Here is an 11,823-nt window from a genome sequence, read left to right as displayed (position 1 = left end):
CGATTGATCTCCAAGTGGGATTGGATATCAAGGTCACCTTGAATGATGCTAGATGGATGAATCAGTTCGCGTGCTGTGCGTATTTTTCTACCAGCATTTTTGCTGATTGAGTAGCAACTTTTAGATCGGCTTCGTTTAGGCGTTTAACAACGATTGCTCGTCGCTTTTCAACAAATTGCGTGTCGGGTCCGTTACGAGCGATGACAAGTGAATACCATGCGTACGCGGTGATGTCGTCATTGACCGGAGTTGGACTCGTGTCGAGAAGCACCGCGTATTCCATTTGTGCGGTGTAATAACCGAGTTCGGCTGCTTGCTTGAGAAGAGGGGCTGCTCGTGCGTAGTCGCCTTTTGCCGCATAACCCACAGCTTGTTTGCGCAAGTCGGCTGCGGCTTGCGCAAATGCATCGATCGTCACCAGCGCCAACGTGGCAAGGAAAACTACTTTCAAGAATCGACGCATCTCGTTCTCATTTGGCTATCGGTTGATATTTATATCAATGATGATGATCGGACTCCTACAGAGGTCGCGTCAACTATCGCTAATAAAATCCGGCCCTTTGCCGACGGTTTTTTCATACACGCCACTGCCCGCGCGTTTGTACTGCGTGAAGCCGCTTTTGGCGATATTGCCTTCTTTCAAGGTATGCGCCTGGCCCGAGATGACTTGCGGCGCGGAGATCACACGATGCACGGGATTGCCACATTGTGGGCACGTTGTCAGCGCGGGATCGGCGATTTTCTGCAGGCGATCGAAACGTGCTGCGCAGAGTTCGCAGCCATTATTGTCGGCGGTATATTCGTAGATAGGCATGATCAATTAGTGTGGGCGAATGGCGCGCACTCAAGCGGCCTTGTCGGGCTGATCGTGACCCGGGTGATCGCGTTCTGCATGAGATGCCGACGGCTGCGCACGCATGAAATCGTCCATTTGTTTCCAGCGATTGACGATGCGGCAGAACAGCTCGGCGGTGCGCTCGGTGTCGTAAACGGCGGAGTGCGCCTCGTCGTTGTTCCAGTCGATGCCCGCCGCCATCACGGCTTTGCTGAGCACAGTCTGGCCGTAAGCGAGACCACCGAGCGTTGCGGTATCGAAGCAGCTGAATTGATGGAACGGGCTGCGTTTGTAGCCGGTGCGGCGGATTGCTGCGTTGAGAAAATTCAGATCGAACGCGGCGTTGTGGCCGACCAGGATCGCACGCTGGCAATCGAATTCGCGCAGCGCTTTTCGCACCGGCGTGAAAATCAGATCGAGCGCTTCGCGTTCATCGAGCGCAAAACGAAACGGATGGTCGGGATCGATGCCGGTGATTTCAAGCGAGCGCGGATCGATATGCGAACCCGGAAACGGCACTACATGCGTTGACACCGCCGGATCAGGATGCACGATACCGTGCTCGTCCATGCGCACCACGACGACTGCGATCTCCAGCAGCGCGTCGCCGACATGATCGAAGCCGCCGGTTTCGACATCGACGACTACCGGCAGGAAGCCGCGAAAACGCTGGTTGTACTTGGGTTTGGCGGCAGATTCAGACATGCGGGCAGGATACCCGCCGCATGCCGCAATCACAATGCGCCATGCGTGCCGGAGTTCGCTCAGACGAGTTTGTAGGCGCCGTATTTGCGCAGACGCTGATAACGCTGCTCGACCAAGGTGGCCGCATCGAGCTTCGACAATTTATCCAGCTCATTCATGAGCACCGCCTTCAGGCGTATCGCGATGGCGTGCGGATCGCGATGTGCGCCGCCGATCGGCTCGCGCACGATCTTGTCGATCAGGCCAAGTTCGAGCAGGCGCGGCGCGGTGATGCACAGCGCCTCGGCGGCATCCTTGGCCTTGTCGGTGCTCTTCCACAGGATCGACGCGCAACCTTCCGGCGTGATCACCGAGTACGTCGAATATTGCAACATGATCGTGCGGTCACCGACACCGATCGCCAGCGCGCCGCCGGAGCCGCCTTCGCCAATCACAGTGCAGATAATCGGCACGCGCAGCTCGGACATTTCCAGCAAGTTTCGTGCGATGGCTTCCGATTGACCGCGTTCTTCCGCGCCGACACCGGGATATGCGCCGGGCGTGTCGATCAGGGTCAGAATCGGCAACTGGAAACGATCCGCGAGTTTCATCAGGCGCAGCGCCTTGCGATAGCCTTCCGGACGCGGCATGCCGAAATTGCGCTTGATCTTGGATTTGGTATCGCGGCCTTTCTGGTGACCGATGATGACGACGCTGCGGCCGTTTATACGGCCAAGCCCGCCGACGATCGCGGCATCGTCTGCATATGCGCGATCGCCCGCGAGCTCCTGGAATTCCTCGCAGATCGCATTGATGTAATCGAGCGTGTACGGCCGCGCCGGATGACGCGCGAGCTGCGAGATTTGCCACGAGCTGAGATTGCGGAAGATCTCGGCGGTGCGCAGCTTCAGTTTGCTTTTGAGGCGGCCAATTTCGTCTTCGATATTGAACGCGCTGCCATCGCTGGCGTGGCGCAGTTCCTGGATCTTCGCTTCCAGCTCGGCTATCGGCTGCTCGAAATCAAGGAAGTTCGGGTTCATTCGCTGCTGTTCGTTAGCGCTGGGCGCAAGAATGCCAAGTATAGCGGTTTGCGGGGCATCGGCTCCATACGTGCGCTTTGCGCGCCGTCGAAACGTAGTTGCCGTCATTGACCAACTACCTCAATTCCCACCACCGCTGCTAGGCGCGCTGGCTACCGGCTTGCTCAACACCAGCTCGCTGCCGATCACACCAGGCAGATTTTCCAGCGCACGCTTGAGTTCCGGGCTGGCGCGCACGCGCCATTCGGCGCCGAGTTCGATTTCGGCGCGGCCGCTGTCATTCGCATAACTCAAGCGCAATGGCGTATTGCCGCCGCGATGGGCGGCGAGGGTGTGTTCGAGTTGCGCGACAAAACTCGCATCGATGCCGTTGAGCTTGATGCGCATTACGCGCGCGAAACGCTCGCAGGCTTGGCTCAGGCTGTGCACGGTGCGCGCGCGTAGCTGATAACCGCCGTTGAAATCGTCGATCGACAATCCGCCTTCGATTATAAGAATCGTATCGCGCGTGAGCAGCGGGCCGAACTCGACAAACGCCTCGCGGTAAAACGACACCTCGATGCGCCCGCTCCAGTCTTCGAGCTGGACAAAACCCATCGCGTCACCGCGCTTGCGCACCGCGATCACCTGGCCGGCGACGATAAACGGTTGATCGGAAAAACGTCCGCGTCGTTCGCTCGGCTGCACCGGCTTGTAATGCTGCGCGATTTCGCCGAGCGGACACGTGCTGAGTTGCACCAGCGCATCGCGCCATGCGTCGGTCGGATGGCCGGACAAATAATGGCCAAGCGTTTCGCGTTCGCCGATGAGTTTTTGCTCGATTGGCCATTCTTCGACCGTCGGCAAATCGATCTGCGGTGCGGCGACTGCGCTCGACGATCCGAACATGTCGTTCTGCCCCGCAGCGGTATTGCGCGCGGCCTGTTCGGCAGTCTTGATCGCTTCGGGCAATTGCGCCATCAACGTCGCGCGATTGCGCGCGAGTGCATCCATGCTGCCGGATAAAACCAGCGCTTCGAGCACGCGCTTGTTGAGTTTGTGCAAATCCATGCGCTGGCAAAAATCGGTGATGCTCAGATACGGCCCGCTGCTGCGCGCGTGCACGATCGCATCACAAACGCCGTGGCCGACGCCCTTGATCGCGCCGAGGCCGTAACACACGCTGCCATCGTTGAGTGCTTCGAACATGTAGCCCGAGGTGTTGACATCGGGTGGCGCCACACGCAAACCGAGCGCACGCGCCTCGTCGAGAAAAGTCACGACCTTGTCGGTATTGTCCATATCCGCCGACAACACCGCGGCCATGAATTCGGCCGGATAATGCGCCTTCAACCACGCCGTCTGATACGCGATCAGCGCATACGCGGCGGCGTGCGATTTGTTGAAACCGTAGCCGGCGAATTTTTCCATCAGGTCGAAAATCGCGTCGGCCTGCTTGTTGCTCAGACCGTTTTTCGCCGCGCCCTCGGCGAAGATGGCGCGATGGTTCGCCATCTCCTGCACGTTTTTCTTGCCCATCGCGCGGCGCAACAGATCGGCGCCGCCGAGCGTATACCCGCCGATGATCTGCGCCATCTGCATCACCTGCTCCTGATAGACCATGATGCCGTAGGTCTCGCTCAGGATCGGCTCTACGCGCGCGTCGGGATAGGTCACCGCCTCGCGCCCGTGCTTGCGCGCGCAGAAGCTCGGAATCAGGTCCATCGGGCCGGGGCGGAATAGCGAAACCAGCGCGATCAGATCTTCGAATCGATCCGGCTTGGCATCTTTCAGCAACGCCTGCATGCCGCGACTTTCGAACTGGAACACGGCCACGCTCTGCGCTTTTTTCAACAGCGCAAACACGGCCGGATCGTCGAGCGGAAGTTGCGTGATGTCGAGCGGCGTTTGCTCCGTCTTGGCCAGGCGCAGATTGATCGCCTTTACCGCCCAGTCGATGATCGTAAGCGTGCGCAAACCGAGAAAGTCGAACTTGACCAGACCGACTGCTTCGACGTCATCCTTGTCGAATTGCGTAACCACGCCGCCGCCGCCAGCTTCGCAATACAGCGGTGCAAAATCGGTCAGCGGCGTCGGCGCGATCACCACGCCGCCCGCGTGTTTGCCGGCGTTGCGCGTGAGGTCTTCGAGCTTCAGTGCGAGGTCGAGCAGATCCTTGATCTCCTCTTCCTCAACGTAGCGCGTGCGCAGGTCCTGCGATTCCTTGAGCGCGCCTTCGAGGCTGATGCCAAGCGTGTTTGGAATGAGCTTGGCGATGCCATCGACATGGCCATAACCCATGCCGAGCACACGCCCGCAATCGCGGATCACTGCCTTCGCGGCCATCGTGCCGTAGGTGATGATCTGGCTGACTCGTTCGCGCCCGTATTTCTGCGCGACGTAATCGATCACTTCGTCGCGCCGATCCATGCAGAAGTCGACGTCGAAGTCGGGCATGGAGACACGATCAGGATTGAGGAATCGCTCGAACAGCAAACCGTAGCGCAGCGGATCGAGATCCGTGATGCCGAGCGCGTACGCGACCAGCGAACCGGCACCCGAACCGCGCCCCGGCCCGACCGGAATGCCGTGTTGTTTGGCCCAATTGATGAAGTCGGCGACGATCAGGAAGTAGCCCGGAAAACCCATCTTGACGATAACGTCGAGTTCGGTTTCGAGGCGTTGTATGTAATCGGCATGCGCAAAATTGGCGTCGATGCCATAACGTTCGATGCGTCCACGCAGCCCTTCGCGCGACAGGCGGCGCAGGAATGCAGGTTCGTCTTCGCTCGGCGGCGTCGGGAATGCCGGCAGGTAATATGTGCCGAAGGAAAAATCCAGATTGCAGCGTTTTGCAATTTGTATACTATTTTCCAGTGCCTCGGGAAGGTCGGAAAAAAGTATTGCCATTTCTTCCGGGGATTTCAGATATTGCTCGGCGGTGTAGTCGCGCGGACGTTTCGGATCGTTGATCACGCGACCTTGCTGGATGCAGACGCGCGCCTCGTGTGCCTCGAAATCATCGCGTGTGAGAAAACGCACATCGTTGCTCGCGACCGCGGCGATATCGCGCGCATTCGCGAGCTGCAACGCGGCCTGCAGAAAATGTTCCTCGTCGGCATGGCCGGTGCGCGTGAGTTCGAGATACAGCCGGTCGTCGAAGCGCTGCAACCAGTGCTGCGCGCAGCTTGCGATCGCGTCACGCTTGTCGGCGAGCAGCAGTCGGCCGAGATCGCTATCGCGCCCGAGCATCGCGATCAGGCCGCCGCAGGCATGGTCGAACCACTCCGGCTGCAGCATCGCAAAATCGCCGCGCTGGCCTTCGACCCAGCCGCGCGAAATCAACCGCGACAGATTCAGATAACCTTCGCGGTTCTGGCACAGCAAGGTGATGCGGGTCGGGCGCGCGGCATCGGTCGCATCGGCAATCCACAAATCCGCGCCGATGATCGGCTTGATACCGGCGTACTGCGCGGCCTTGAAAAACTTCACGAGCGCGAACTGGTTGCTTTGATCGGTCAGCGCCAGTGCCGGCATGCCGAGCGCCACCGCCTGATCGATCAGGTTGGCGCGCGGTGTTGCGCCCGGCTCGGCTTTCTCCGGCAGGCGAATGGTCGAATCGATCAGCGAATAATCGCTGTGGATATGCAGATGGACGAAACTCGGTGACATGATCGGCGGCGCTAGCTGGTCAGCAAGGGTAGCGGTCGCTTTCATGGGCGGCAAGCACGCTGTTTATCGCTATGGAATTCGCCCGCCGGAACGCGCGCCACTCAGCGCCCGATTACATGCAGCCGGTTGAACAGGTGGCTTTGGTAGGATTCGAGCAGTTCTTTGTCCTTGCAGTCGAGGTAGCGCCCGCCGCAGCGCTCGCGCATGAGTGCATTCGCCTGGAAAAATGCGCCCTCGGGCAGACCCGCGACATCGATGATCAATCCCGCAAGAAAACCGAGATCAAGGGTGGGATAGGAAAAGCGCGGCGAGTCGGCGCTGCTGCCGTCGATTTTGTAATAGGTGACCGTATACGGATCGCCAAGCGCTTTTGCGGCGGCAGTGCGTTCGATCTTCAGCATCAAGCCATCGAAGGACGGTTGATGGTCGCCGAAATGTACCAGCACGGCCGGGCGCGATCCGCTGAACAGGGTCTTCTGCATTGCAGCCAGTGCTTCGTCCGAGCCGTGCAGGCGGGCGAGATAATTGCTCATGTTGCGATTGCGTGTTTCATCGAGCGACGCGAATAGCGGTTGGTTGAACGGTGCGGCGAGTTTCTCCAGCGCATCGTTGTGCGGGCCGTGCTGGCGCATGGTCAGGATCATGAAAAATAGCGGTTGATCGGTTTTTGCGCGTTCGTCGCGATAGATTTTTTCAAACTCGTGCTCAAGATCCAGGTCGGTGCTGACCCACGCGAAATGAAAAATATTGTTGTCGTAAAATTCGTCGAAACCGTAGGCGTTGTAAGCGTGACGAGCGTTGACGAAATTGCCATCCAGCGGATAAATCGCGATGCTGCGATAGCCTTGCGTCTTGAGCAAACGCGGCAAGCTGTAGCTGATGCGCGGCGCGAGGTTGTACGGCGCATAAATACCGCCGGGACCGAACATCGGCGTCGGCAGGCTGGTGAGGAAAGCGAATTCGCTGGTCCATGTGCCACCGCCCCAGGCATGCACACGCAACGCACCGTGCGCGTTGGTTTGGGCGTCGTCGCGAAACATCTGCGCGTCGCATTGCGGGATCGTGCACAAGCTCAGTGTGTGCGGATCGAACGTGCTCTCTTCGAGCACGACGACGATATCCGGGGCTGGTTTTTTCGCCGCAATGACCGGCTGGACCGGCGCCCATTCGTAGCGATCAGCGGCAGCCGGATCGGGCTGCGGCACGATCACGCGCATATGGTGGATCGATAACAGGAAACTGGTAGTCGGGCTCGCGGCAACCATGAGGCCCCACGGATTATTGACCATCAGTATTTTGAACGGGCCACCCGGCGCGAATACGGCAAACAATCCACCAACCGTCAGCACGAATGCAAAAATCTGCGCCACCCAACGTTTGTGCCAGGCGGAATGTAGGCCGAGCGGACGTTCGAAACACCACATCGCCAGCAGCAAAAAAACCGCGATGAGCCCGCCGGTCAATGCGTAATGCCAGATCTCGGGATATTGGGCGATGACTGCGAGCGTTTCGCTATTGCTGAAATATTGCAGATCCGGAACGAACAACGAGGTTCCGAGATATTGCGTCTTGGCGGCACTGATCGCGAGCAGCGCGAACATCAGCGCCGCGCTGAGCAGTAGCGAAAAGCCGATCCGCCGCGTAATAGCGACGAATACAATCGCAACCAGGCCCGTGACACATCCGCAAAAACAAGCCTCGCTCGGCAATTGCTCGCCGAGGCTGCATGACCAGATGGCGGCGAAAAAAATCGCGCTGGCGATTACGATAAGGCTGCCTTGCAGGCGGCCGACAGGTTTTCCGCGCTGCATCCCGAGTCGTCCTTTTACGGCAGATTCTTTACAGATATTTCTGTCATGTTACAGAGTGCGCGGGAGACTGACCACCCACATTGGCGAGCTTCGCCGCGCTAGCAGCGCTCCAGCGCGCGCCGCACCGGGGCGAAACTGCGGCGATGCTCGGGGCATGGGCCGAGCCGTTGCAGCGCGGCGAAATGTTCGGGCACGGGATAACCTTTGTGCTTGGCGAATCCGTAATCCGGGTACAGCGCATCCATTGCGACCATCAGCCGATCGCGTGTCACCTTGGCCAGAATCGAGGCGGCGCTGATCGCTGGTTCGAGTGCATCGCCGCCGACGATGGCGCGTGCGGGAATGGTCAAATCGCGTGGAATCTGGTTGCCGTCGAGCAAGGCCAGCGTCGGCAGGTGCGACATCGCGAGCAAGGCGCGCGTCATGCCGCGCAAGCTTGCCTGCAGGATATTGTACTCGTCGATTTCCGCGGCGCTGACGATGATGACGCTGAAGCAGATTGCGTGACTGCGGATCAGCACATCCAGTTGATCGCGGCGCTTCGCGCTGAGTTTTTTTGAATCGGCGAGACCATCGATCGGCCGTTGCGGATCGAGAATGACCGCGGCGACCACGACCGGGCCGACCAATGGCCCGCGCCCGGCTTCATCGACACCGGCGATCCACTGCAGGGCGTCGTTCGGCAGCAAATCTTGCGTACTTGCGGCGCGCTCAGTCATGCAGGGCTTGCAGTGTGTGGAAGATGAAATCGGTGTAGGAGTCGAGCATGCGTTTGTCCGCGCAATCCAGATAAAAGCCTTTGCAGCGCTCGCGCAAACGCGTGTTTGCTTCGAAGAATTCGTCCTTCGGCACGCCTGCGACATCGAGTACTAGGCCGGCCAGAAAACTCAGGTCGAGCACGGGATAATTGTATTTTTGCTTCGGCGCAAAATTCGACTTGAGCATGTAATACGTCACGAACATCGGATCGCTCGCGCCTTTTGGCGCGTTGAGTTTCTTGATCGCGTTGATCGCGCCATCGAACGACGGTTGATGATCGCCGAAGTGCAGCAACACGGTCTGGCGATCGCTGTCGAGCAGAAATTTTTCCTGCTGCGCCAGCGCCGAATCCGAGCTTTCCAGTCGTGACAGATAATTGCCGAGATTCAGATTCAGCCACTTGTCGAGCATCGGAAACAGCGGGGCATTGTACGGTGGCTTGAGAAATTTCAGCGGCGTCATATGCGGGCCATGCTGGCGCAAGGTCAGCATGAAAACGAACAGCGGTTGTTTGCCGGCTTCTTTCTTTTCGCGCGTGTAAATCTGATCGAATACCTGCATCAGATCGGTGTCGCTGCTTTCCCACGCCAGTCCGTAGGTGCTGCCTTCGATGAACTCGTCGAAGCCGTAATAACGGTAGGCATTACGCGCGTTGATGAAATCGCCGGACATCGGATACACCGCAATCGTCTTGTAGCCGGCGGCCTTGAGCGCGCGCGGCAAGGTGTAGGTGACGCGCGGCGCGAGATTGTACGGCGCATACAATCCGGCGTTGCCAAAACTGGTATGCGACAAACCGGTGAGCGCGGCGAATTCGCTGGTCCAGGTGCCACCGCCCCAGGTATGCACCACGAGTGAGCCGCTGGCGCGCGTGCGCGCATCCGGCACGAACATCTTGAACTTGCACAGCGGCATGCCGCAGACCTGCAGCATGCGCGGATCGAACGTGCTTTCTTCGAGAATCGTGACGATGTCGGGGTAGTGCGGTATTGCACTGACTGCATCGGCAGGATGCGTTTCGGCGGGTTTGGGCGGATCGTTCCAGACGATGCTGCGATCGACGCCAACCGGGCTGATCGGTATCTGGATCTTGGTCTGGTTGAACGAAATGAAAAAATCGGTCAGATAACTTTTGTCGTTCATCGTCTGCCACATGCCCTTGCCGTAAATATCGGCAAAAGGGCCGTCGGGTGATGCGCAGATGAGGATTAGCAGCAATCCGAGAATGCTGCCGCAGGCGCGGATCAGCGAGCGCGTGCGGCGACTGAAGCGTTGCAGAAAAATCGGCCGATCGATGCGCCAGGCGAGGATCAGCAGCGCCGGAATCAGAATGAAACCGCCAACAAAAAGCGCGAGCAGGGCCGGATAACGCAACAGCACTTCGATCAGGTCGCGGTTGACGAAATACACGAGATCCGGCGCCAGCAGCGGTGTGGTCAGATACGCAAACTTGACTACACTCGCGATCAGCAGGCCGCCGAAAATCAGACTGGTGATCGCCAGCGCAAAACCGATACGGCGCGTCAACAGCGTGACGAACACCAGGGTGCTGAGCAACCACGCCGATGAGAAATGCCGCTCGGGTGCGGTCGCTTCACGCCACGGTCCGGCCAGCAGCAGCGCCACGAAAGCGAGCAAACCTAGCCAGAACAGGATTTTTGTTTTGCGCGGGAGCAGTTGCGCTTGCGACATTGCTGTCATGCGCCTGAAAAAATTTTGTGCATGTTGCGGTGTGGCGGGCGCAAGGTCAACGTGCGATGCGTCAATAGTTGATCGGTTGCGGTGTAGGGCCGCGCAAAAAAGCTCAGTGCTGCGTCGGTGTTTGCAGCAATTCGTCGATCGCGGCAGCGGCAGTTTGATCGGCATCGAGCTGCAATTCGCGATGCAGGCGCGTGAATTCCGCAATCAGCGCAGTCGGTGTGTTGCGCACATGCAGCGCCGGCAACAGCGCGTCGGCGAGATTTTGCGCGGTGCATTGTTCTTGCATCAGTTCGGGCACCAGCGCACCACCGGCGAGAATATTCGGTAGCGCATAATGCTGGGTCTTGAGCAGGCCGAGCGTGGTCACGATGCGATACGTGAGTGATGCGAGACGGTAGCCGACCACCATCGGCCGTTTCGCCAGCATCGCTTCGAGCGCGGCGGTGCCCGAGGCGAGCAGCACGGCATCGGCGGCGATCATCGCTGCGTGCGCGTGGCCATCCAGCAATCTGATCGGCGCAGGAGAATTTTCGGCCGCGGAATCGATTGCGATGCTGACTTCGGCGTGGTCTTGGGCCAGCAGATTTGCAAACAATTCGCGGCACGCGGCATTGGCCATCGGCGCGATCACCTGCAACGCCGGCAATTGTTTCTGACATAAGCGTGCGGCGGCTATGAACTCGGGGCCGAGGCGTTGGATTTCGCCAAGCCGACTGCCGGGCAACAACGCGAGTACCGGAACATCGGCAGGCAAATTCAGCGTGGTCCGCGCGGCAGCACGATCGGGTTCGAGCGCAAATTGATCTGCCAGCGGATGGCCGACAAAACGCGCATTGACGCCGTGCCGTGCATAAATCGGCGGCTCCATTGGAAACAGGCACAACACCAGATCGGCGTGGCGACCCATCTTCTGGGCGCGTTTTTCCCGCCACCAGATCGAGGGGCTGACGTAGTGCACAGTGCGAATGCCGGCCTGCTTGAACGTGCGTTCCAAGCCCAGATTGAAATCCGGCGCATCGATGCCGACAAAGCAATCCGGTCGCAACGCCAGCACACGGCGTTTGATATCGCGCCGAATCGCAAGAAGCTTGGGTAGATGTCTGAGCACTTCGACGTAACCCATCACGCTGAGCTTTTCCAGCGCATGCCAGCTTTCCATTCCGGCGGCGATCATTAGCGGACCACCGATGCCGACGAAACGCGCATCGGGATGGCGCTGACGCAACGCACAGATCAGGCCCGCACCGAGAAGATCACCGGACGCTTCTCCCGCGACCAGTGCGAAACAGCGCGGGCGATTCGAGATTAAGGCATTCGAGGTCGATGCTGCGATCATTGCGGC

9 protein-coding genes are annotated in these 11,823 nt (G+C 59.1%); all 9 read right to left on the bottom strand.

The features are described 5' to 3' along the window. Positions 1 to 61: 61 nt before the first annotated feature. The 9 genes from ELE36_RS14630 to lpxB all read right to left on the bottom strand — a co-directional run bounded on the left by ELE36_RS14630 (position 62) and on the right by lpxB (position 11,817). The gene (locus ELE36_RS14630; RefSeq protein WP_129834543.1) at positions 62 to 463 is read right to left on the bottom strand and encodes a hypothetical protein; all 402 of its coding nucleotides are present in this window, start codon (positions 461 to 463) and stop codon (positions 62 to 64) included. 69 nt (positions 464 to 532) lie between these two features. Next, complete coding sequence (locus ELE36_RS14625; protein ID WP_129834541.1) at positions 533 to 814, bottom strand: FmdB family zinc ribbon protein; 282 nt, start codon at positions 812 to 814, stop codon at positions 533 to 535. 30 nt (positions 815 to 844) lie between these two features. After that, complete coding sequence (gene rnt / locus ELE36_RS14620) at positions 845 to 1,540, bottom strand: ribonuclease T (RefSeq protein WP_129834539.1); 696 nt, start codon at positions 1,538 to 1,540, stop codon at positions 845 to 847. Between the two features lie 59 nt (positions 1,541 to 1,599). Further along, entirely contained in the window at positions 1,600 to 2,559 is a 960-nt protein-coding gene (locus ELE36_RS14615; RefSeq protein WP_129834537.1) for an acetyl-CoA carboxylase carboxyltransferase subunit alpha, read from the bottom strand. A 120-nt stretch (positions 2,560 to 2,679) separates the two neighbouring features. Continuing rightward, entirely contained in the window at positions 2,680 to 6,210 is a 3,531-nt protein-coding gene (gene dnaE, locus ELE36_RS14610; RefSeq protein ID WP_129836908.1) for a DNA polymerase III subunit alpha, read from the bottom strand. A gap of 101 nt (positions 6,211 to 6,311) precedes the next feature. Then, a complete protein-coding gene (locus ELE36_RS14605; protein ID WP_129834535.1) occupies positions 6,312 to 8,021 on the bottom strand; it encodes an LTA synthase family protein in 1,710 nt (569 codons plus the stop codon). Between the two features lie 98 nt (positions 8,022 to 8,119). After that, the gene (gene rnhB, locus ELE36_RS14600; protein ID WP_129834533.1) at positions 8,120 to 8,740 is read right to left on the bottom strand and encodes a ribonuclease HII; all 621 of its coding nucleotides are present in this window, start codon (positions 8,738 to 8,740) and stop codon (positions 8,120 to 8,122) included. Next, on the bottom strand, positions 8,733 to 10,481 hold the full coding sequence (locus ELE36_RS14595) for an LTA synthase family protein (protein WP_165371627.1): 1,749 nt from the start codon (positions 10,479 to 10,481) through the stop codon (positions 8,733 to 8,735). The genes rnhB and ELE36_RS14595 overlap by 8 nt, the downstream gene beginning before the upstream one ends. A gap of 103 nt (positions 10,482 to 10,584) precedes the next feature. After that, positions 10,585 to 11,817: a lipid-A-disaccharide synthase gene (gene lpxB, locus ELE36_RS14590; protein ID WP_129834530.1), complete on the bottom strand. Its 1,233-nt coding sequence runs from the start codon at positions 11,815 to 11,817 to the stop codon at positions 10,585 to 10,587. Positions 11,818 to 11,823: the final 6 nt, after the last annotated feature.

It is taken from the genome of Pseudolysobacter antarcticus (genome assembly GCF_004168365.1).
Lineage (GTDB): Bacteria > Pseudomonadota > Gammaproteobacteria > Xanthomonadales > Rhodanobacteraceae > Pseudolysobacter > Pseudolysobacter antarcticus.
Note: the sequence above shows the minus strand (reverse complement) of the source record. Positions and strands in the feature narration are given on the sequence as shown.

Coding starts and splice junctions, on each gene's coding strand:
- ELE36_RS14630 (WP_129834543.1), bottom strand. CDS start 463: ATGCGTCGATTCTTGAAAGTAGTTTTCCTTGCCACGTTGGCGCTGGTG.
- ELE36_RS14625 (WP_129834541.1), bottom strand. CDS start 814: ATGCCTATCTACGAATATACCGCCGACAATAATGGCTGCGAACTCTGC.
- rnt (WP_129834539.1), bottom strand. CDS start 1,540: ATGTCTGAATCTGCCGCCAAACCCAAGTACAACCAGCGTTTTCGCGGC.
- ELE36_RS14615 (WP_129834537.1), bottom strand. CDS start 2,559: ATGAACCCGAACTTCCTTGATTTCGAGCAGCCGATAGCCGAGCTGGAA.
- dnaE (WP_129836908.1), bottom strand. CDS start 6,210: ATGTCACCGAGTTTCGTCCATCTGCATATCCACAGCGATTATTCGCTG.
- ELE36_RS14605 (WP_129834535.1), bottom strand. CDS start 8,021: ATGCAGCGCGGAAAACCTGTCGGCCGCCTGCAAGGCAGCCTTATCGTA.
- rnhB (WP_129834533.1), bottom strand. CDS start 8,740: ATGACTGAGCGCGCCGCAAGTACGCAAGATTTGCTGCCGAACGACGCC.
- ELE36_RS14595 (WP_165371627.1), bottom strand. CDS start 10,481: ATGACAGCAATGTCGCAAGCGCAACTGCTCCCGCGCAAAACAAAAATC.
- lpxB (WP_129834530.1), bottom strand. CDS start 11,817: ATGATCGCAGCATCGACCTCGAATGCCTTAATCTCGAATCGCCCGCGC.